Below are 21,480 nucleotides of genomic sequence, written 5' to 3' on the forward strand. Positions count from 1 at the left end.
GTCAACATTTTAAACATAATAAGGTGAAATCATAAAATATACTACAACACCTGTGACGGCGACGTAAAGCCAAATTGGAAATGTAATACGTGCAATTTTACGGTGCTGCTCAAATTTTTTTGTAATGGCTTTCACATAAGTAATTAGTACCAGAGGAATAATTCCAATGGATAACAATATATGTGAAACCAATATAAAGTAGTAAATGTACCTAATTGTACCTTCACCTCCAAAAGGTGTTGAATCTGAAGTCATGTGATACAAAACATACATCACCAAGAATAAAACTGAGAGTCCGATGGCAGTTTTCATCAAGGTTTCATGGACTTTTATTTTTTTATTTTTAATAGCTAAAAGTGCAGCGACTAAGATAATGGCTGTTAGACCATTAATTGTAGCATAAATAGGTGGTAAAAAACCCATTCTTTCAACACCAGGAATTCTAACTGAAAACAAAACAGCAACAACTAAAGGAATTACAATAGACAGAACCCATATTAACCTGTTGTATGTTTTTTCTGAAATATTACCCATGATTTATAGTAATTTTTTAATGTCTTCAATTAGAATATCAATTTGCTGAACTTCGTGCCCTTCACCTTGATTTTGATCCATAGGAACTGCACCTTGATAAAAAATAATAGGATTTCCAGCGTCATCCGTACGACTTCTTATGTAACCGTCTTTATCAATAAGTGCAAAAAAACCAGAGTGTTCAAACCCACCTTCTGCAGCAGCATCCTGAGCTGCGTAAATATTAAATCCTTGGTTAGCTAGCTTATAAATTTCTTTTTGATCTCCAGTTAAAAAATGCCAATTCGGGTGTTTTACACCTAGTTCTTTGGCGTGCTTTTTCAAAACCTCTGGAGTATCTTGTTGAGGATTAATTGTAAAAGATGCAATGCCAAAATTCATATTTCCGTAGAATTCATCTTGAACTTCTAGCAAATTTTCATTCATAATTGGGCAAATTGTTGGACATGAGGCAAAGAAGAATTCAACAATATAAACTTTGCCTAAGTAATCTTCATTTGTAATAACCTTATTATTTTGATTGACAAATGAAAATCCTGGAACTTTTTTTCGTTCACCTTCTATTTCGATATAAGCCAAGTCTTCTGTAGAGTTTCTAGAGGCTAATTCATTAACAACCCAAATGCCAAATACCAATACTACAAGTGAAATACCTACGTAAGAATACTTTTTCATATTAAATTATCTTTCCACATTATTTTTCTTGAGCGCGAATCGGTATTCTGCTAATATGATTTTGACGTCATCATTCATCTTATCACTAACTTCACCAATATCACTTAGATCATAAGCATATTTAGTGCCTTCGTCTTCATCTTCGCTTCGCCCTCTTAGGTTCAAATCTTTATCTATAATAAATGCGTGATTTGTTGATTTTTTTTCATCCAGAGATAAGTCAGACTCTAGTAGGTCAAACAATTCTTGAATTTCATCCTCTTTTAATTCTATAAATTTCCATTCAGACGCATCAGACGTCTGATTTATTTCGTATTTAAATTCTTCAATGTTTTCTGAAGAATTTTCACCAGTAATACTTACGACCTGAAAATCTTTAAATTTATGATAACGATCGTATATTTTTTCTTTCATATTAAAAGCGTGAACCTTTTTTACGTCAAAATCGTTACCAAAAAATGTCAAGATTGTAATATGGTTTTCAAATTGAATGGAATCCGTTTCAAAATTTTTTAATTCTGTCAAATTTTCTTTTAAAATAGGTAGTTTCCCAAAGCTATTGACTCCACTTGCAAAAAACAAATACGCTACCAACGGAAGCACAAAAAGAATAATAAGTACAGCGTATTTTTTCATTATATTTTTATTTGCAAAATTAAAAAAGGCGGTTTGAGAAAACCGCCTTTTGAAATATATTTAACCTTTCATTTTAAAAATCCCAAGCAATAAAGCTGTTTGCATAAATATCTTGGATGTAAGCACCTTCAATTAATAAAATTGCGATAAGGTAACTGATTAGAAACACACCTGTCCAAACCACAGTTCGTCTTAGTGATGCTGCTTCGTGTTCCATGTGCATAAATGCCCAAGTAATATAATAAGCTTTGATAATCGTTAGAACAATGAAAATCCAATTCAAAAGTGAAAGTGAAATAAGATCTGTATGAACCAAGAAATCTGGTTTGAAAATACCGAAGACTACTTCGACAATAGTCAAAATTGATAGAATAATAAAAACCTGCCAAATTCTTTTTGTTGCTGATTTGTGCTCTCCGTGTTCGCTATGTGTTGTATCGTGTGCCATAAATAATTATAAATCTAATATTTTAAACTAAATAGAAAAATGTAAATACAAATACCCAAACCAAGTCGACAAAGTGCCAGTAAAGTCCAACTTTCTCAACCATTTCGTAGCTACCTCGTTTTTCGTAAGTACCTAAAAGTACATTGAAAAATACAATGACCAAAATTAATACACCAGAAAACACGTGGAAACCGTGGAAACCAGTTATAAAGAAAAAGAAATCTCCAAAAAGTGGTGCACCATATTCATTTTTTTTGAGATTAGCGCCTTCTATGACACCAATTCCTTTCTCTTCAAGTGTTTGTAAAGATTCTTCTCTAGTTAATATTTCTTTTTCGCCTTCATCAGTGATTTTCATGGTTCTCACTCTCAAATCTTCATTAGCGATAAACCCTCTTTTGACGTCTTCCAGAGACCTTGGGTTATAGCTATCTTCAGCTTCATACCAAACACCATTTTTTTCTTGGTGCTCTACACGCACTTTTTGTGAAATTGTTGAGAATTCATCAAGTGCAATTCTATCACCATTTGCATCTACAAATTGTATGATTTTTCCACTGTTAAGTTCTACTGCACCGTATTCACCTTTTATGAAATTTTTCCATTCCCAAGCTTGTGAACCCAAAAATATAATTCCACCAAGTATGGTCAAAGCCATATAAGTTACAACTTTTCCTTTCTTCATCTGGTGTCCAGCATCGACAGCGAGTACCATAGTTACGGAAGAAAAAATTAAAATAAAAGTCATTAATGCCACGTAGTACATTGGTGCATCTACACCATGCAAAAACGGAAAGTGATTGAACACTTCGTCTGCAATCGGCCATTCTTCAATAAACTTGAATCTTGAAAATCCGTAAGCCGCTAGAAATCCTGAAAATGTTAAGGCATCTGATGTAATAAAAAACCACATCATTAATTTTCCATAACTCGCTTTTAGAGGTTGATTGCCTCCGCCCCAGGTTTTTCCTTCGGTACCTGTTTTAGCAACAGTAGTAGCTTCCATAAAAATCAAATATTAATGTTGTGCAAAAATAGACAAATTTCTTATTATTTGAAGAAATATAAAAACAAAAACAAGTAAAGCCACAAAGCATCTACAAAATGCCAGAATGTAACTCCTAGCTTTAAACCAAGCATTTCCTCTGAATTATACTTCTTTTTAAAATGATTATAAATTACAACAATGAGTACAATCAACCCAGCAATAACATGCACCAAATGTGCTGCAACTAACAAATATAAGAAAGACATCGTAATATTACTAGCTCCACCTGTAAATCTATAACCCGCATCTATGATTTGTTCAAAACCGATAAATTGCATGACAACGAACAAACTTCCCAAAATAAATGTGGAAATCATCATCAGATTGGCTTTGGTTTGATCGCCCTTAGCTACAAAATTCTTAGCCAAATGAAACGTTATACTACTCACTAAAATCACTAAAGTACTCCAGATAAACACATTTGGAAGCTGATAATCTGTAAGCCAATCTGGTCTATTCTTACTCACCACATAAGCACTTGTAAGGCCAGCAAACATCATCCCCATACTAATGATTCCAAACCACAGCATCATTTTCCTTGCGCGTTTATGTTTTTCGTCTAAAGCCATAATCTGATAAATTTATCTAAAACGTAAATAATTTGAATTAAAGTAATATAAGAAACACTAGCCAGCATTAATTGTTTGGCATATTTAGTTTCTCTTTTTTTGAATAATTTAATTGCATAAAACAACATAACTAGTCCCGATAGAAACACAATAGAAGCTGAAACTATGGACAAGGATAAATCCCCAGTCACGCCGAATGCGGGTATTATGGATACTAAAATTGTCCAAATGGTATATAATATAATCTGAATAGCTGTGCCTTTATCTCTTTTTCCAGTAGGCAGCATAAAAAATCCACCTTTTTTGTAGTCATCGTAGAGCCACCAACCTAAGGCCCAAAAATGAGGAAATTGCCAAAAAAACTGAATCATAAATAAAATCCCTGCTTCAATTCCAAAAGAACCACTGGCAGCTACCCAGCCCAACATAAATGGAATCGCTCCTGGAAAAGCACCAACAAAAACAGACAATGGTGTTTTGGTTTTTAGTGGCGTATAAACGCTAACATATAAAAAAATGGAAATCGCCCCAAACATAGAAGTAATAGGGTTGATAACATAAAGTAAATAAATCCCCAACAAAGTGAGCAGTGAAGCAATTATGAATGCCGTAGTTGTTGACATCCTACCATCAGGTATTGGTCTGGACTTTGTTCGATTCATTTTCAAATCCAAATCCTTCTCAATAATTTGGTTAAAAGCGTTAGACGCTCCAACCATAGCATAACCACCGACAGCCAATAGGACTAAAGTTAATAAACTTATTGATTCTGCGCCAAGCAAATAACCAGCAATCGAAGAAAAAACAACACTTAAAGCCAAACGAATTTTAGTGAGCTCTTTGAAATCGTTAATCCAAGTAGAAATTTGTGTGTATGCGAGTGTATTAGACAATACTAGAAATTTTTGCAAAGATACAGCTAAAATCTTTTTTTTAATGAAGAGACGTTCGTTAATATTTACTTAGGATTAGTAAAATGCAGACATGAAAAAACCCCAAGTAATTTGACATGGGGTTTTTTGTAAAAATATTATAAAGAGAAATTAGTCTTGAACTTGAAAAGTAATTGGAAGTGAATATAATACACCTACTGACTGACCTCTTTGTTTTCCTGGCTTCATTTTAGGTAATTTCTTGATAACACGCTCACCTTCAGTTTGAAGTCTTGGATGTGGTGCTCTCGCACGAACATTTACGATTTCACCATTTTTATTAATTTTAAATTGAACGTAAACACGATTTATACCTGAAAGGCCTAAGTCTGAACCCAAATCCTTATTGAAATTATCATTAACGAATTTACTGATTTTCTGACTCATACACTTTTTACGCTCATCATTGGTATCGTATTGCTCGCATCCTGGAAAAACTGGAACACTTTCAATTACAGAGAAAGGTACATCGCCTATTTCTTCTTCAACCTCTTCTACTTCTTCAACTTCTATAACTTCTTCTTGAGTTGTTTCAGTTGATTCTATTTCTACCTCTTCCACATCTGAATCATCTTCAACCACTTCAATAACTTCTGGAGCTGGTGGCGGTGGCGGTGGTGGTGGCGGTGTTTTCTGCATTTCGGTAATTGGCACATCCTCTTCATCTAATAGATTTAGATTTACTGTGCCTGTATCGATTGCTTCCTTATCATAAGTTTTCCACTCTATCATGATAAGAGAAACTCCAAGCATAAGCGCTAAACCTATCTGAAAAAATAGAAAACTTTTCTTGTTAAGGTCTTTTTTTGGATTCTTCTTTGGTTCCATAATTCTTTTTTAAATAGGTTACTAAAGTATAAAAAAAATAAATTTTGACTTCAATAATACATTTTAAATTTCCAAACTTCTTTTATGAATCATCATAAAGCATAAAAAACTTAAAATAACACCAATACTGTTGGCTAAGATATCGTAATAATCAAAACTTCGGTTTGTTGTCGTTGTACCTTGTAGTACTTCAATAATAATACCAAAAGCAATAACTAGGATTGAAATTTTCAGAAAAGTCATATAACCACTTTTCCTTTTAAATTTTCTGAGCACTACAAGCCACAATCCATTGAGGACAAAATACGCAAATCCGTGATATAATTTATCAACATCATCTATATCAACTTTTGGCATTTTACCATTTTCCACCAAGGAAAAATAGGCAATTAACAAGGTGCAAATACTTGCAATTGCCATTGGTATTTTGCTACTCAATATGCGCTTTATAAGCTTCAGCATCCATCAATTCATTAATTTCATCTTCATTTGAAATTTTCATTTTAACCATCCAGCCTTCTCCGTAAGGATCTTCATTTACTTGTTCAGGTTCGTCTTCTAGATTTTCGTTGAATTCTAAAATTTCACCTGAAAGTGGCAAATATAGATCTGAAACAGTTTTTACTGCTTCTACTGTTCCAAAAACCTCATCTTTGTCTAAAGTTTCCCCTACAGTTTCTACTTCAACATAAACGATGTCTCCCAATTCGCCTTGAGCAAAATCGGTAATACCAATTGTAGCTGTATCGCCGTCAATGCTTAGCCATTCATGGTCTTTTGTGTACTTTAAATTGTCTGGTATGTTCATTGTATTAATATTTAATTCCCAAAGTTATATCTTAATGTAATTCCTGTTCTAATTGTTGTCTGCGGAAAAATTGTTGAAATCGCATTTTGCGAAAATACATGATTGTAGAAAAATAAGGCTGTTAAATTCTTAGTAAATGCATAATCTGCATTAAAAGTAATTTCCCAGATGTCTTGACCAGATGTTGTCCGGTTGCTATTTACGTCCAGATTTCTAATAATAGTTTCATTTTTTCTTAATGCTAAATCCAACTGAAGGTTCAAATCACTACTCAAAACTCTTCGATTACCTTCAAACTGGGTGACAATTGTAAGGTCTTTGACGCGATAGCCTAATCCAGCACGGTATTCTTCACCTTTCATTTCTGTCAATAAATTATTATTAAAACTAAAAGATAAAGCTCTGTCTTTGATTACTTCAGCTAGAATACTTATGGAGTTTTTCATTTCGAAGTCGAGTTTAACCAGCGGACTGAACTCTTCGATAAGGTTCACATTCGAAATAATCAATTCATTTTTAAAATTTCCATTTTGATCTCTATTGAAATCACCATAAGGATCTGTTCTGTTAAAATCTAAATTGGTCTGAAATTGATTGATTGTATAAGTTGACCGATAACCATGTTGGACAGAAAAGCGATTGAATTTTTCTTTGAACCATTTTAACCGCATTAAACCAGTATATTTCAAATTCCAATTAGGAATTGGTATATCTCTAAAAGGCTTCAAACTTGTACTACCTGCATCCTCTCCAGTATAAGCAGCAATAAATGCAGGCAACAATACGTTTTGATTGGTTCTACCAAAACCAGACGGGTATCCATTTTCGTCCAAATTGTCAGGATTGTTTGGGTCGATTCCGGCTTGTTCTGCTAAACGATTCGCTATTATGATTCTATTGTTTCTAAATTGTTCAAAATTTTCAGAACTTTCTCTTGTGCTGGTATTGAAAGCGGTACGAATCATATTCGTGGAAATACTGAAATTTCCGTAGGTGTTTGGCGTAATAGAATTGTACATAGAGGTCTCCTGATCAACATAATAATTTTCTGTATAAGTATCGGAGTATAGACGATTTCCTAGCAAATCAATAGTTAAACCAGGCAAGAGATCAATACCAGCTTGAATATCTAATTGTTCATTGTTGGTTCTTACGTATTCTTCGTTGAAATCTTGGTACATCGTCAGCCAGCCTTTTCTTGCTGCACGCTCCCTAATATCTCTCTGACTGCCAAATGTAAATCCAGCTGTTGGTTTTAAAGTTCCGCCAAAACCAATATTATTTGTATAACCTGGCATAAAAATACCTTTAGTATCTTGATAATTTATTTGAACTCTGTCTACAGCGGTTACAATTCCTATCAAGGAATTCAAAGCTTTGTCACCGAAACTCAAATCCTCATTATCGTCCTGATTTTGGTCTTGACTTTGACTATCTCGACTCAATTGCTGACTTTGTCCTCCCCCAGCACGACGTCTAGCAGAAGACCTATTTATAACTTGGTTATTTTGTTTTTTCTTTTTAGTTAAACCGATATAATTGTACAATGTTGACATCGTAAAATTACCATTTATACTATGAGTCGCAGAATTCTGCACGGTGTTCCCTAAATTAGGAATTCCTTCTAAATCTCTCAAAATCTCGGATCCTTTTTGCCATTGAAAATCACCTGTATAAGAGTATTGAGTTTTGGCAAATTTCAAAAATGGGATTTTATCAAACGGCAAAGTATAATTCACTTGCAATTGTTGGTAATGTCTATTTGGAATGCCGATATCAAAAAACTCATCGAACACGCCGACGGAATTATCCTGATTGTTGTCTTCATCTATGAAATTACGAACAATTCTATTGGTGTTTGAATTAAAGTTGAAATTTAATGAATTCGTTAAACTATAATCAATAGCATATTCCCAATCAAAAAAGAAGTTTCTTTGGTAAAGTTTTGGCGGCCCAATACTTCCAGGTGGTAAATTGAATTCTCTAAAACGCAATTCATTGTACTGTCGGTTAATATTTGCACCTGCCGTTATGCTATTGGGAAGAAGATTAACATTGAAATCTTTGAAAATCGCAAAATATGGACTATCCAAAAATGAGACTTCTTTCAGCGGCTCAAGTTCAAAAGGTTGAAAATTGAAACCATAAATCAGACCAGCATCCACATTTTGATCTAAAGACTCTTCAATTTCAAAATCGCGATAATCGGTTTGATTATAACTTCCCGAAAAAGTGAAATTTTCTACATCATAAGGCATTGGTGTTCGATCATCATTAGTTCTATCTTTTCTTAAACCAATTAAACTAATGCCTTGCCTTTTAGTATAAGTTTCTGCTTGTTCTCTAAACTCCTCTCTATCCTGAGGGTTTTCAGCATTATCCAATAAAGTTTGTAATTCTAAATCACCGAACACAGGGTCAAACTGTGGCGTTATTAGTTCCTCGCCTCTACTGTAGCTAAACGGAACTTTCACTCCCCAATCTTTGGGTAGCATCTGTCCTAAGTTGAATCCAGTTACAAAATCATATTGCTGAACATCTTCACGACTTCTTTGGTTTGGCCCTTGCTCTATTCCACCAAAACCTATTGTAGTTTGGCGAGCAGTACCAGAAATATTTGCAAAATCAGCGAAATTGGTATCCATATTAAGTACAGCTGCCCAGCCACCTTCATTTTTTAAACCTGATAAGCGCAATTCATTGAACCAAACTTCTCCTGAAACATTCTGGCCGCTCACGTTTTTCAAACCAATCATAATCACTCGTACATCGCCAAAACTTGGATTTCCTTTAATGCCGACTTTCATTCCTTCATTATTAGAACCATCTACAGGCGCAGCATTTTCATCGAAAAAGTTCAATTCTAAATTACTGTAAAGATCACTGCCTAAAACTGTTGATTTGATTTCCTGAAGCAATTCTAAAGAAATATTCATGTCATTTTCTAAAGGCCAAACACCTCTCGGAGTTAAATCTTCAATATCACTAACTTTCAAAGGAACTTCTATTTGGTAGAAGTTATTGGTGAAATCGATTCCCATTCTTATAAAAGCAACCAATTGGTCATCTTGAAGTTGTGTATTTGGTGGTGCAAGTGCTTCAGCATGCAAGAACATTTCTAAATTCTCATACTGTCGCATATCGATCTGGTAATTTTTGAAAACGCCTCTAGAATCATCAGGTTGAAGGTTTTTCACGCGGAGCGCCAAAGATTTTTCATCCTCTCTAATTGCCACATTATTATTAACAATTTGTTCACGGACAACTCCTGGTGGCGTTACGTATCTTGAAGTGATTTCTTCACTGACTGCTTCAACTTCAAGTTGAGTCGTTCCAGTTTCAGGATTTGAACCATCTGGGACAATTGGCTGGTCATAGGTCAAATAGTCTCCCCTAACCAAGTCCAAAGTTCCTAATCTTAGGATAGTTTCCTGATCAAAGTCAGTCATGTACATTCTCATAAATCTGATGGAACGTAAGTCGGCAATTCCACCAACTGCAAATTCGCTATTTGTTCTTAGTGGCACTCTAAATTGAACCCACCTTGCATCAATTTCCTGACCGTTTTGTAAGACTGTCGTTACTTCTTTTACATCGGTAATATAGTCTGAATCTATACCAGCGATAGAGCTTGTATTATTGTCAACACTCATTTGTGGAAATACTGGAACTTCGTACTCAAAATAACTATCAATGGTATTCATTGTATTATCTCGATTGACATCTTCTACGTCTGGAAATGCTGAATTACCGCGATTGGTTTCTGTGACTTCAACTGGGTTGTTGCCTTCCATTCCGTTAAAATTCAGATAACGCTCTAAAATGCCGCCATCGCGATTCAAATAATAATCATAATCGTCTTTAGAAGGATCTTCGAAACCTGCAAAATCAGGGAATTTTTGAGCTTCGTCAGCATTGATCACACCGTCCATACCTACATCTTGGTTAATTCTTTGTTGCCCTTCAGTATCAAAAGCATAAACCAATGATTGATTGGATGGAACTTTGGCATAATTAGTATTCAGCACATTAGAGTTTCCACCATCTTCTGGCAAACCATTTTCAAATTGCTTTCGACCATCTTTCAGAACATCTTCGGTCATACTTCCAAAATTCAAAACAATTTTTCCGCCGTTATTGGTTGCATTTTCTTCGTAAATGAATGGATCCATGACCCAGAATTCTACAAATTCCACATTTGAACGCTCAAAATCTGTAGTTTCTAAACCTCTCATAATTCCACCAAAATTTTGTTCAGGATTTGGCAAAACATCATCATTTGAAGCAGCTGGATTGTAGTTATACATTCCTCGCTCGTCTGGTCTATAAACCAAATCTAAAGGAAAAACAGTTTGAATTTGTCCAGGTACAATGTCTGTATTCGGAAAAATCTCGTTGATCAAAACTCGTCTTGAATAATATTGAGACAGATCTTGATCTGTGATTCCATCTGGCCGCTGAGAACTGTAAAAAATAGGATCGATCGTGTACCAGTTGAGTTTTGCTCTGAAATAATTTGTACTCAAATCGTCGTTAACATCATAAGTCCCATTAACATCGTTTGGTCCACGAAAACCTACTGGAGTACTTGCCAATCTCCATGAATTAGGATCAAGAACTGAAATAGAGGTTTGAGAACCTTCAAAATCGTCGACATAAGTTGTTGCTTCACCCCCAAAATCACTAGCGTCGGGAGAACCTGGTTTCAAGTAAGCAAACTCTCCACGCAAAGAAAAGTTGGATTCTACATCTGTATCTGTATTAGGTAACTTATTGACCATTCTTGTAAAAAAAGGCACAGTTGTATTATAATTGAAATTCACTCCATAAATAGAATTGTTTATAGGTTCAGATCCGTAATCTGCTTTTTGAGTGATTGGCTTTTCGTTCAAATTTAAAAATGTTGCACCAATCAGTAATTCATCACTGAATTGATGTTGAACATCCAAACCTGTGAAACGTTTAGTTTGTCTTCCAAAAACGGCATTACTTTCTGAAGAAACTTGTATTGGCGTGTCCGAAGCTAATAAAGCTTCATCTAAAATTCTAACTCGGGCGAGTTCATAATCTACTGTATAATCTACACCTTCTTGCAAAGTCCTTCCTCCAGCAGTTACAACTACAGAACCTCTAGGAATATTAAAACCTCCAGGAATAGGAATACCATCGGTTTCTGAAGCTTTGTAGCGTCCTTTTAATTGAAATTTATTCTTTTCTGTTTCTTGTTGTTGTGCTTGAGTTTTGGTTGTCGCATATAAACTTCTGAATACATATTGCGACTGATTGTCGTTATAAGTATCTGGGTCTTCATAATCTTCAGCCCCACCATTTGGTGTTAAATCTAATTTTTCAAAAAGATATTCCCCAAATGGTTCAACTTTAGTAAATTTTATCAATCCATTTTGGGGGTCAATTGTAATTCCTGGCACAAAATCAAAAAAGCCGTCTCCACCCCCGATTGGGTCATTATTAGAATTCAATCTATCTAAATCAAAAACCTGTAATAAGTTAGTCTCGTCAACATCATCAGGAAGTTCGGTATCACTTCCTGGAGCCTGACTAATAAAGTTGACTGGTTGCGGATCGGTATACAAAATATTAAATCTAAAACCGTCTTGCTCCAAACCAGAAGCCCCTAAGTTGTAGAAATTCTTCATCATCAAATCCCAAACTGGCTCACTTACATTGGTGACTGGACTTTTCAGCATTTTCACAACCAGATTCTGATTCTGTGCAATTTGTTCACCTTCAACGTTTGGGTTTTCAGTAGTTTCTGTTGCAGATGGTCCGTCGTTTCCAAATTCACCAACGCGATACACATTCCCGTCTGTAGTTTTATATTCAAAAGCAACACCTAAAATTTCATCATTAGACAAACGTTGGTTTAAAGAAATATAACCCAGTTCCTGATTCAATGTGTACTGATTTTGTTGAAGCTCTCGAGCATTTTCCAAAACTGCATAATCTCTACCTTCACTAACAAAACCTTGGGCGGCACCGAAACCTTGCGCTATGGTCGAAATGTCGCGAATTTGATCTGTTAGCACAGAAGTTCCTGCGCCATTTATTCCTATTGGATTAAAAGCATTATTATTATTGCTAGGTCTACCATTGGGATTTTGTATGAAATTAGGAATTGGCGGCGCTGATGGGTTACCGTTGTTATCTAAAAATAAACCGACGCGTTCTGGATTACTCTCTCCTAAATCCTGAATAGCAACAATATTTCTAGCATCTGCTAAAGTCTGCGGATTGTTAGTACGGTTAGTTACCCAAACCTGGATTCTAGTAATTTGAATACGGCTATTCACAAATGGGTAATTTAGCAAAGCCCTGTCATATTCATCCCTAAAAAACTGAGCTAAGAAAAAGTGCCTGTTTTCATCATAATCTAAGGCAAATTTATCGAATTCACGAATGGTTGCTCCACCTTGTACATTTACATTTTGTCTTTCGGAATTCATTTCTGAAAAAACGCCTGTGATAGTCGTTTTACCAAATTGAAGTTGAGTTTTCACCCCAAACAAACTCTCAGAACCTTGCATAAGGGAATTATTGGTCACCATATTCACATTACCGACCTCTATTTTTCTTACAATATCATCTTCAGTTGGCGTGTATTCTAACTTGATTTGGTTTTGAAAATCGAAAGTTAAATTACTTTGGTTTCTTGGCGAAAGCGATGGATTATCCTGCTTACTATATAAAATACCTAGATCAACAGCCACCGATCCACGCGGAATTACTTCAATTTCATTGCCACCGAAAATAGATTCGAAAAAAGAATTGTTTACATAGAAAATTGGTATCAGATTTTTTTGATCTTCTTCATCGCCTTTTCCTTGAGCAGCATCAGACTTTTGCTTAAAATAAGCTTTCATTTGTTCCTCAAGAATCAATTTTTCAAATTCTTCAGGCGTTAAAACAAGTGGATATTTTACATCTACACTTCCTATTTTTTCTGAATAAATGTACTTATCAACAACTGGGTCGTAAGTGTATTTTGAAACTATACTGGAAGGATTCCCCATTTCAATCTCACCAAAACTGAAACCTGTCTGCGTAGAGTCTTGTTCTTGTTCTTCTTGTGCCATCGAAGAATGATGACTGAGACCAATCAAGAAGAATGTAAGAATAAAATAAAAGCTTTTGTTAACAGACAACGAATTTGGGTTCAATGGGATTATAAATTTTTAAGGGCTAGTTTGATTATATCTTCAACGTTAGCTTGTGGGTTGTTATTACAAATTCTATTAATAATTTTTTCAGATTGTTTTCTTTGATAACCTAATGTTTCAAGTGCAGATAACGCTTCTTCCTTATGTGTATTGTATGATTTTGTAATAGTTTCTCCTGATTCGGTCGCTGTAGTTTTAATTTTATCCTTTAAATCTAATATAACGCGTTGTGCTGTTTTTTTCCCGATGCCTTTTACGCTTTGAATTGTATCTGCGTCTTCGCTAGAAATTGCTTCTATAACTTGTGAAGGTGATAAAGAGGAGAACATCATTCTAGCTGTGCTTGCCCCAATTCCTGAAACTGACAATAATTGGCGAAAGACTTCTCGTTCAGATTTTTCTTTAAAACCGTACAAAGTATGTGAATCTTCTTTCACTTGAAGATGAGTGAAAATCGTGATGCTTTCTTCATCTTTTATAAGTGAAAAGGTATGAAGTGAAATATTCACTTCATACCCGATACCTTGACATTCTATAACTATATTTGTAGGATTCTTTTCTATGAGTTTACCTCGCAAGTGCGTGATCATCTTAACTAAATTTTAGCAGTCAAATGTAATAAAATTTAAGTTAAAACTGCCTGAAACCTAAATTCCTTAGCCTCAGATTGAAAGAAAAAAAGTTATTGCTTCTTTTTGCCTTTTTGCTGCGCATCTACAACTGCTACAGCAGACATATTTACCATTTCATCTACACTTGCACCAAGTTGAAACACATGTGCTGGTTTATTCAAACCCATTAAAATAGGTCCGATTGAACCTGCGCTATTCAATTCTTTCATCAACTTGTAAGTCCCGTTGGCAGAATCCAAGTTTGGATAAATAAGAGTATTTACCTTTTTTCCATTCAATTTTGAAAATGGAAATTTATCAGTTCGCATTTTCCTATTCAAAGCAAAATCTACTTGTAACTCTCCATCAACCTGAACCTCTGGGTAATTTTTATGAAGAAATTCTACCGCTTCATTAACTTTTTTGGCATGTAAATTTTTAGACGAACCAAAATTCGAATAAGACGTCATTGCTATAATTGGTTCAATGCCAAACATTTTTACAGTTTTAGCCGTCATTTGTGCTATTCTTGCCAATTGTGTAGCATCTGGGTTAATGTTTATTGATGTATCACTGATAAAAATAGGACCACGTTTGGTATTCATCAAATTTGTTGCTGCTACAATCGAAACGCCTTTCTCTTTACCAACAACTTCCAAAATAGGTTTTAGAACTGCTGGATAAGCACGCGAATATCCAGAAAGCATAGCATCTGCATCTCCGTTTTCAACCATCATTGCAGCATAATAATTACGCTCTCTAATCATTTTTTTGGCATCATAATGCGTGACTCCTTTTCGACTTCTCTTCTCCCAAAGTGATTTCGCATAACGTTCTCGCTGTGGTTTCTCTTCATCAGACTTAGGATCTATAATTTTTACATCTTCAGCTTCAAATTCAATTTCCTCCATCAATTCCAAAATTACATCTCTACGTCCAAGTAAAATCGGAATGCCAATACCTTCATCATAAACTTGTTGTGCAGCTTTCAAAACATCAAGATGATCAGCCTCTGCATAAACAATACTTTTTCGATTTTGCTTAGCGCGATTCAGCAATAATCTAGTGATTTTATCCTCACTGCCCATACGTTCCAATAACTCATCTTCATAGGCTTTCCAATCTTCTATTGGTTTTTGTGCTACCCCAGATTCCATAGCTGCTTTTGCAACTGCAGGCGGTACTTCTGCTATCAGACGTGGATCAAATGGTTTTGGAATAATATAGTCACGACCGTAGTTTAGACGTGTTTCTGCATATGCAATATTTACTTGTTCTGGTACAGGTTTTTTAGCTAATCCTGCCAAAGCTTTGACCGCAGCCATTTTCATTTCCTCATTTATTTTTGTGGCACGGACATCCAAAGCACCTCTAAAAATGTATGGAAAGCCCAATACATTATTCACTTGGTTCGGGAAATCTGTTCTTCCTGTCGCCATAATGACATCTTTCCTAGTTTCTACGGCTAAGTCATAATCTATTTCTGGATTAGGATTTGCCATCGCAAACACGATTGGGTTGTCTGCCATTTTGGAAAGCATCTCAGGTTTTAGAACACCGCCAACAGAAAGTCCTAGAAATACGTCAGCATTCTCTATAGCTTCAGATAAATCTTTTATGGTTCTTGAAGTTGCAAATTCAGTTTGTTTTTCAGAAAGATCACCCCTTTCTTTATTAACAACTCCTGAACTGTCGAACATTACGATATTTTCTTTTTTCACGCCCAGCAAAACATATAGTTTTGTACATGCAATAGCGGCAGAGCCAGCGCCAGAAACTACAATCTGAACTTCTTCTATTTTTTTATCGGCCAATTCAAGTGCATTTAGAAGAGCCGCAGCAGAAATAATTGCGGTACCATGCTGGTCGTCATGCATTACAGGAATGGGAAGCTCTGCTTTTAGTCGCTCTTCAATTTCAAAAGCTTCTGGTGCTTTGATATCTTCTAAATTTATTCCGCCAAAAGTTGGAGCAATATTTTTGACAGTCGCTATAAATTCATCAATATTCTTTGTGTCAACTTCAATATCGAAAACATCAATATCTGCAAAAATTTTAAACAATAAAGCTTTACCTTCCATAACAGGTTTTGAAGCTTCTGCACCTATGTCTCCTAATCCTAAAACAGCCGTTCCGTTAGAAATTACGGCGACTAAATTTCCTTTATTAGTATATTTATATGCATTTTGTTTATCTTTTTCTATCTCCAAACAAGGCTCTGCTACACCTGGAGAATATGCAAGTCCCAAATCTCTTTGCGAAGCGTGTTTTTTTGTTGGAACAACTTCAATTTTACCTGGGTTTGGCTTGGCATGGTATACTAAAGCCTCTCTTCTTTTTCTTTCGCTACTACTTTTCTTCTCACTCATAAAATTGAATTTTCTCTTTTAAAATGCTGAAATGAATCTGAAAGGCAAAGGTAAAATATATATTTTTGACTTAAATAAGGATTAACAAGTGAAAATTGCTTCTATTTTGAGGCGGACTTAAATCACAATGGTTTTCATATGAATTAATTGAAATGAAACCACAAATGCATTCTTATTTTTCTAAATTTGCAAATTCATTTTACCAAATGTTATGACAGACAAGATTAGAGCTTATATCGACGAAGTTGAGCAATTTTCTACCGACAAAATTGAGGATATTGAAAATTTCAGAATAAAGTTTTTGGGCAAAAAAGGCATTTTGAACGATTTCTTTGCTGAATTTAAAAATGTGCCGAATGAGCAAAAGAAAGATTTTGGGAAAGCGGTAAATGAACTGAAAGAAAGCGCCCAAGCCAAAGTTGAATCTCTGAAAAGTAGTCTCGAAACAAAGCTAGAAGATAAAGGTGTTTATGGTGATTTGACTCGTCCTGCTGAACCTATTGATATTGGCGCCAGACATCCAATTTCTATCGTTAAAAATCAAATTATCAATATTTTTTCTAATATTGGTTTCAACGTGTCTGAAGGTCCAGAAATCGAAAATGACTGGCATAACTTTACGGCTCTGAATTTACCAGAATATCATCCAGCTAGAGATATGCAGGATACGTTTTTTATCCAAACCAATCCTGAAGATATTTTGCTAAGAACGCACACATCAAGCGTTCAAGTGCGTTATATGGAAGAAAATAAAGCGCCAATACGAACTATTTCTCCAGGTCGTGTTTTTAGAAATGAAGACATTTCAGCGCGTTCTCATTGTATTTTTCATCAAGTTGAAGGTTTGTACATCGATAAAAATGTGTCATTCAAAGATTTGAAACAAACCTTGATTTATTTCACCACAGAATTATTTGGAAAGTCAAAAATCAGGCTGCGTCCATCTTATTTTCCATTTACAGAACCTAGTGCAGAAGTTGATATTTACTGGGGTTTGCAAACTGAAACAGATTATAGAATTACCAAAGGTACTGGTTGGCTAGAAATTATGGGCTGTGGCATGGTTGACCCTAATGTGTTGAAAAATTGCAACATCGACCCAAAAGAATATACAGGTTTTGCTTTTGGTATGGGGATTGAACGTATTGCCATGTTGCTTTACCAAATCGGTGACATTAGAATGTTTTATGAAAATGACTTAAGGTTTTTAGAACAATTCAAATCTAGTCTTTAAAATATCTTTAGATGAAAAAAGACATCGAAATTCCTAAAGTTGAAGGTGTTTATATTGCTGCTGTTTACGAATACAATAAAAACTTTAAAGTCGATGAGTGGACCATTTATCTCATCAACGATTTGCAAGAATCTTTGGAAACTGTTTTGATTGTTTCTAAAGGTGAAAGCCGAAGCAAAAAAACCTCTGTCTTAAGAAAAAAACTGGAAGTTTTACCTGCTAAATCCTACGCAAAACTGGAGTTTCTTCACGAAGATGTTTTACAAGTTGATAATATTTTTCAAGTGTCGTATTTTCTAAACAATCAGTTGTTGCACAAAGATTTTAAATTTCAGAAAAACTCTTTAAAGCCAAGCCAGATTAAAAAATTGCCTTTACTAGAAGACAAAGGAATTTTGGCAAAATAAATTTTACAATGGCTCTTTTTGTACTTTTTTCAAATTCATCAAAACTATAGAAGACAGAATTAGCAAAATCCCGATCCATTTGTAGATATTCTGTTCTTCAGATAGGAAAAAATAACCCATTAAAACTGCGACGGGCAATTCAATTGAAGAAATAATTGCACCCAAACCAACATTGATTTTCGGCATGCCTGCAGTGAAAAATAGTGGCGGCAAAACTGTCCCGAACAAAGCCAAAATTGGTCCCCAAATCATGAATATTTCTAAATTCATTCCTTGTAAAAGTTCTGGCAAAGTAATCGCAGAAACAACCAACAAACCACCCAACATCATCCATTTACTTCTGGTAATTGAATGAAACTGAAGCCCAACGCGGTTAGACGTCATAATCGTCACGGTATAAGACAACGCGGCTAAAAATCCATAACCAATTCCTACCAAATCTGCACTTTGCTCGTGAAAAAGTAAATCGGCTGCTAAAACGGTTCCTATTAAAATTATAATGACCGAAATAATTTTAATTTTAGTCGGTTTAATTTTGTTGACAATTCCATCTAAAACCACGCCCATCCAAACGCTTTGCATCAACAGCACAATACCAACGGAAACAGTAATATATTGCATTGCTAAATAGTAGAAAATACTTGTAAATCCAAGTGAAGTTCCTGACAAAATCAGATACAAAATAGTTTTATTTCTCAGTTTAGAATCTTGAATTGGACGGTGTTTTTTCTTTAGAAATAAATTCAAAATAGATAATGCCACAAAACCGATAATCAATTGTGAAAAAGTCACTTCATAAGTTGTAAAATCTTCAGCATAAGCCAATTTCACAAAAGTGGTGAGCAATCCATAACAAGAGGCACCAAGAGCAACAAAAATGCCGCCTTTCAAAACTGAATTCATAAGTTTCAAATGAAAATTTTAGTAATTAATCGAGTTTGTCCGCCAATTTGGCAAAGATTTTTTTGGGATCTTTATTTTGGTAAAGCACTTTATAAACCGCATTAATTATTGGGGTTTTTGCTTTTTTATTTCCATAAGATTTACTGATTTCGTAAGCTGAATTGGTTGCATAATAACCTTCTGCTACCATGCTCATTTCCATTTGAGCGCTTTTGACAGTGTAACCTTTTCCAATCATATTTCCAAAAAAACGATTGCGACTAAATACAGAATAGCCGGTTACCAACAAATCTCCTAAATATGCTGAATCGTTGATATTTCTTTTCAATTTGTAGCGTTTTTTGATGAAACGCTTCATTTCACGAATTGCATTACTCATCAACACACTTTGGAAATTATCGCCATAGCCAAGTCCGTGAGCAATTCCGGCGGCAATAGCATAAATATTTTTCAGTACGGCAGCATATTCTGTACCGATTATGTCTTCAGAAATTTTACATTTGATGAAATCACTGCTCAAAAATTGACTGACCGTGTTGGCGTGATTTTCATTAGCACAAGCTATCGTTAAATATGACAAACGTTCTAAAGCAACTTCTTCTGCGTGACAAGGCCCAGTAATGACGCCGATTTGTTCAAATGGAATGTCGAATTTTTCATTGAAATGTTCACCAACCAACATTTGCGTTTCCGGCACAATACCTTTGATGGCGCTAAACACAATTTTATCTTTAAAATCTATAGTGATTTTGCTCAATTCATCTTTCAAAAAGGCAGATGGGACGACAAAAATTATAAAATCAGACTCCTGAATTAGTTGATTGATATTATTGGTCAGCTTGATTTGTTGCGGGTCAAATTCTACGGCACTCAAATAATTGGGGTTGTGATTTTCCTTTTCAATATGTGCGATGGCATCTTTATTTCTCATATACCAATTGACGCTCGGCAGGTTTTCGCAAAGCATTTTTACGATAGCTGTTGCCCAGCTTCCGCCGCCAATTACGCCAAAATTCGGATTGGGATTTGTCATAAATTCAATATATTTTTTGAATATTCAAAACTTAGCAATAAATGTTTGTTTCAATATGAAATTAACAAAGTTTTAAATTCAATTGAAACTTTTATAGCAATTTCAACTAGCGATAAAAATTCATCTCATCGATATATTCCCAAACTTTATATTGAAGCAAGGGTTGCACATTTTTATTGGCTTTGATGGATTTACGAATCAAAGTTGAAGAAATATCCATAATTGGCGTGTCCGTTTTATGAATTTTAGGATGATTTTGGAATTGCTCGGGAATTTCTGTTGAAGTCATTCTTGGGCAAACGTAAATTTCATGATGTTCTAGGATTGCCTCGAAATTTTTCCATTTATGAAAATTCACCAAATTATCTTCACCCATTATCAAAGAAAATTCTAAGTCAGGATGTGAGTCGCGCAATTCTGCTAAAGTTTTGGATGTGTAATTCGGCTGTGGCATTTTGAATTCAACATCACAAGGTTTTAGTTTGTTGTAATTTTCTGTGGCGCGATAAATCAACTCAAATCTGTGGTGATTTTCCAGCATACTTTTCTTCTTTTTGAATGGACTTTGTGGCGTAATGACTAACCAAACTTCATCCAGAGAAGTGTTTTCTGCCAAATGATTGGCAATGATTAAATGTCCTATATGAAACGGATTGAACGTCCCAAAATATAAACCAATTTTCTTCATTATTCAGCAATAAATTCCTTAACTAATCTGTGCGCTTCTTCTAGTGCATCATCTAAATTTTCATTGACAATAATATGGTCGAATTGCGGCGCAGTAGCCATTTCTATAGAAGCCTTTGCGACGCGCATTGCGATACGGTCGTCAGATTCTGTTTTACGTTTTTTCAAGCGAATTTTTAATTCTTCTATGCTAGGTGGTTTCACAAAAACAGCTAAAGTACGTTCTGGATAAATGTGTTTGATATCCAAACCACCAACCACATCTATATCGAAAACAACGTGTTTGTCCATGTCCCAAATGCGTTCGACTTCAGATTTTAAAGTCCCATAAAAATTATCTCTGTAAACTTCTTCCCACTCCAGAAAATCATCATTTTTAATATGCTGCTTGAATTCCTTCAAATCCATAAAATAATAATCTTTGCCATCTTTTTCTTCGCCTCTTGGCTCTCTAGATGTGGCTGAAATGGAAAATTCTAAATTCAGATCTTCCTGCGCTAACAAATGTCTTACGATGGTGGTTTTGCCGGAACCAGAAGGTGCTGAAAATACGATAAGTTTGCCTTGATTGTTGTTCATA

General features: G+C 34.9%; 19 protein-coding genes. 2 read left to right on the top strand and 17 right to left on the bottom strand.

Annotated elements, in window-relative coordinates; translation table 11 throughout:
* Positions 1-9: 9 nt before the first annotated feature.
* The 13 genes from EIG86_RS07805 to EIG86_RS07865 all read right to left on the bottom strand — a co-directional run bounded on the left by EIG86_RS07805 (position 10) and on the right by EIG86_RS07865 (position 16,636).
* Entirely contained in the window at positions 10-534 is a 525-nt protein-coding gene (locus EIG86_RS07805) for a DUF420 domain-containing protein (RefSeq protein WP_127845610.1), read from the bottom strand.
* Between the two features lie 3 nt (positions 535-537).
* A complete protein-coding gene (locus EIG86_RS07810) occupies positions 538-1,209 on the bottom strand; it encodes an SCO family protein (RefSeq protein ID WP_127845611.1) in 672 nt (223 codons plus the stop codon).
* Positions 1,210-1,215: 6 nt separating this feature from the next.
* Positions 1,216-1,845 carry a hypothetical protein gene (locus tag EIG86_RS07815; RefSeq protein ID WP_127845612.1) on the bottom strand — a complete coding sequence of 210 codons (630 nt, stop codon included), beginning with the start codon at positions 1,843-1,845 and terminating at the stop codon, positions 1,216-1,218.
* A 73-nt stretch (positions 1,846-1,918) separates the two neighbouring features.
* Positions 1,919-2,293 carry a cytochrome C oxidase subunit IV family protein gene (locus EIG86_RS07820; protein WP_127845613.1) on the bottom strand — a complete coding sequence of 125 codons (375 nt, stop codon included), beginning with the start codon at positions 2,291-2,293 and terminating at the stop codon, positions 1,919-1,921.
* A 22-nt stretch (positions 2,294-2,315) separates the two neighbouring features.
* Positions 2,316-3,299 carry a cytochrome c oxidase subunit 3 gene (locus tag EIG86_RS07825; RefSeq protein WP_127845614.1) on the bottom strand — a complete coding sequence of 328 codons (984 nt, stop codon included), beginning with the start codon at positions 3,297-3,299 and terminating at the stop codon, positions 2,316-2,318.
* Between the two features lie 44 nt (positions 3,300-3,343).
* Positions 3,344-3,910: a cytochrome c oxidase subunit 3 gene (locus EIG86_RS07830; protein WP_127845615.1), complete on the bottom strand. Its 567-nt coding sequence runs from the start codon at positions 3,908-3,910 to the stop codon at positions 3,344-3,346.
* Positions 3,901-4,803: a heme o synthase gene (gene cyoE / locus EIG86_RS07835; protein ID WP_127845616.1), complete on the bottom strand. Its 903-nt coding sequence runs from the start codon at positions 4,801-4,803 to the stop codon at positions 3,901-3,903. The genes EIG86_RS07830 and cyoE overlap by 10 nt, the downstream gene beginning before the upstream one ends.
* A 150-nt stretch (positions 4,804-4,953) precedes the next feature.
* On the bottom strand, positions 4,954-5,670 hold the full coding sequence (locus tag EIG86_RS07840) for an energy transducer TonB (protein ID WP_127845617.1): 717 nt from the start codon (positions 5,668-5,670) through the stop codon (positions 4,954-4,956).
* Between the two features lie 63 nt (positions 5,671-5,733).
* The gene (locus EIG86_RS07845) at positions 5,734-6,090 is read right to left on the bottom strand and encodes a VanZ family protein (RefSeq protein ID WP_240032190.1); all 357 of its coding nucleotides are present in this window, start codon (positions 6,088-6,090) and stop codon (positions 5,734-5,736) included.
* Positions 6,091-6,100: 10 nt separating this feature from the next.
* Positions 6,101-6,478 carry a glycine cleavage system protein GcvH gene (gcvH, locus tag EIG86_RS07850; protein WP_127845618.1) on the bottom strand — a complete coding sequence of 126 codons (378 nt, stop codon included), beginning with the start codon at positions 6,476-6,478 and terminating at the stop codon, positions 6,101-6,103.
* Positions 6,479-6,489: 11 nt separating this feature from the next.
* Positions 6,490-13,572, bottom strand: a complete 7,083-nt coding sequence (gene sov / locus EIG86_RS07855) for a T9SS outer membrane translocon Sov/SprA (protein ID WP_127845619.1) — start codon at positions 13,570-13,572, stop codon at positions 6,490-6,492.
* Positions 13,573-13,661: 89 nt separating this feature from the next.
* Positions 13,662-14,246, bottom strand: a complete 585-nt coding sequence (ruvA, locus tag EIG86_RS07860; RefSeq protein ID WP_127845620.1) for a Holliday junction branch migration protein RuvA — start codon at positions 14,244-14,246, stop codon at positions 13,662-13,664.
* 92 nt (positions 14,247-14,338) lie between these two features.
* Positions 14,339-16,636, bottom strand: a complete 2,298-nt coding sequence (locus tag EIG86_RS07865; protein WP_127845621.1) for an NADP-dependent malic enzyme — start codon at positions 16,634-16,636, stop codon at positions 14,339-14,341.
* Positions 16,637-16,847: 211 nt separating this feature from the next.
* On the opposite strand from EIG86_RS07865, the gene pheS reads away from it, so the two are divergent.
* Together pheS and EIG86_RS07875 are read left to right on the top strand one after the other, a co-directional pair.
* The gene (gene pheS / locus EIG86_RS07870; RefSeq protein ID WP_127845622.1) at positions 16,848-17,870 is read left to right on the top strand and encodes a phenylalanine--tRNA ligase subunit alpha; all 1,023 of its coding nucleotides are present in this window, start codon (positions 16,848-16,850) and stop codon (positions 17,868-17,870) included.
* 11 nt (positions 17,871-17,881) lie between these two features.
* Complete coding sequence (locus EIG86_RS07875; protein WP_127845623.1) at positions 17,882-18,277, top strand: hypothetical protein; 396 nt, start codon at positions 17,882-17,884, stop codon at positions 18,275-18,277.
* Positions 18,278-18,280: 3 nt separating this feature from the next.
* Here the strand turns inward: EIG86_RS07875 and EIG86_RS07880 are convergent, their stop codons facing one another.
* From EIG86_RS07880 to gmk, 4 genes are all read right to left on the bottom strand, one after another.
* On the bottom strand, positions 18,281-19,180 hold the full coding sequence (locus EIG86_RS07880) for an EamA family transporter (RefSeq protein WP_127845624.1): 900 nt from the start codon (positions 19,178-19,180) through the stop codon (positions 18,281-18,283).
* A gap of 25 nt (positions 19,181-19,205) precedes the next feature.
* Positions 19,206-20,213, bottom strand: a complete 1,008-nt coding sequence (locus EIG86_RS07885) for an NAD(P)H-dependent glycerol-3-phosphate dehydrogenase (protein WP_127845625.1) — start codon at positions 20,211-20,213, stop codon at positions 19,206-19,208.
* A gap of 106 nt (positions 20,214-20,319) precedes the next feature.
* Positions 20,320-20,901, bottom strand: coding sequence for a nicotinate (nicotinamide) nucleotide adenylyltransferase (gene nadD, locus EIG86_RS07890; RefSeq protein ID WP_127845626.1), 582 nt, complete (start codon positions 20,899-20,901; stop codon positions 20,320-20,322).
* On the bottom strand, positions 20,901-21,479 hold the full coding sequence (gene gmk / locus EIG86_RS07895; RefSeq protein WP_127845627.1) for a guanylate kinase: 579 nt from the start codon (positions 21,477-21,479) through the stop codon (positions 20,901-20,903). The genes nadD and gmk overlap by 1 nt, the downstream gene beginning before the upstream one ends.
* Position 21,480: the final 1 nt, after the last annotated feature.

The sequence above is a fragment of the Psychroflexus aestuariivivens genome, from assembly GCF_004010055.1.
Classification (GTDB): Bacteria; Bacteroidota; Bacteroidia; order Flavobacteriales; family Flavobacteriaceae; genus Psychroflexus; species Psychroflexus aestuariivivens.

What these genes read in the sequence shown, in the direction of transcription:
- gcvH (WP_127845618.1), bottom strand. Translation starts at nt 6,478, where the DNA reads ATGAACATACCAGACAATTTAAAGTACACAAAAGACCATGAATGGCTA.
- EIG86_RS07830 (WP_127845615.1), bottom strand. Translation starts at nt 3,910, where the DNA reads ATGGCTTTAGACGAAAAACATAAACGCGCAAGGAAAATGATGCTGTGG.
- EIG86_RS07885 (WP_127845625.1), bottom strand. Translation starts at nt 20,213, where the DNA reads ATGACAAATCCCAATCCGAATTTTGGCGTAATTGGCGGCGGAAGCTGG.
- EIG86_RS07865 (WP_127845621.1), bottom strand. Translation starts at nt 16,636, where the DNA reads ATGAGTGAGAAGAAAAGTAGTAGCGAAAGAAAAAGAAGAGAGGCTTTA.
- EIG86_RS07875 (WP_127845623.1), top strand. Translation starts at nt 17,882, where the DNA reads ATGAAAAAAGACATCGAAATTCCTAAAGTTGAAGGTGTTTATATTGCT.
- EIG86_RS07825 (WP_127845614.1), bottom strand. Translation starts at nt 3,299, where the DNA reads ATGGAAGCTACTACTGTTGCTAAAACAGGTACCGAAGGAAAAACCTGG.
- EIG86_RS07805 (WP_127845610.1), bottom strand. Translation starts at nt 534, where the DNA reads ATGGGTAATATTTCAGAAAAAACATACAACAGGTTAATATGGGTTCTG.
- EIG86_RS07840 (WP_127845617.1), bottom strand. Translation starts at nt 5,670, where the DNA reads ATGGAACCAAAGAAGAATCCAAAAAAAGACCTTAACAAGAAAAGTTTT.
- EIG86_RS07880 (WP_127845624.1), bottom strand. Translation starts at nt 19,180, where the DNA reads ATGAATTCAGTTTTGAAAGGCGGCATTTTTGTTGCTCTTGGTGCCTCT.
- pheS (WP_127845622.1), top strand. Translation starts at nt 16,848, where the DNA reads ATGACAGACAAGATTAGAGCTTATATCGACGAAGTTGAGCAATTTTCT.
- sov (WP_127845619.1), bottom strand. Translation starts at nt 13,572, where the DNA reads ATGGCACAAGAAGAACAAGAACAAGACTCTACGCAGACAGGTTTCAGT.
- nadD (WP_127845626.1), bottom strand. Translation starts at nt 20,901, where the DNA reads ATGAAGAAAATTGGTTTATATTTTGGGACGTTCAATCCGTTTCATATA.
- EIG86_RS07810 (WP_127845611.1), bottom strand. Translation starts at nt 1,209, where the DNA reads ATGAAAAAGTATTCTTACGTAGGTATTTCACTTGTAGTATTGGTATTT.
- EIG86_RS07815 (WP_127845612.1), bottom strand. Translation starts at nt 1,845, where the DNA reads ATGAAAAAATACGCTGTACTTATTATTCTTTTTGTGCTTCCGTTGGTA.
- EIG86_RS07820 (WP_127845613.1), bottom strand. Translation starts at nt 2,293, where the DNA reads ATGGCACACGATACAACACATAGCGAACACGGAGAGCACAAATCAGCA.
- EIG86_RS07845 (WP_240032190.1), bottom strand. Translation starts at nt 6,090, where the DNA reads ATGGCAATTGCAAGTATTTGCACCTTGTTAATTGCCTATTTTTCCTTG.
- gmk (WP_127845627.1), bottom strand. Translation starts at nt 21,479, where the DNA reads ATGAACAACAATCAAGGCAAACTTATCGTATTTTCAGCACCTTCTGGT.
- ruvA (WP_127845620.1), bottom strand. Translation starts at nt 14,246, where the DNA reads ATGATCACGCACTTGCGAGGTAAACTCATAGAAAAGAATCCTACAAAT.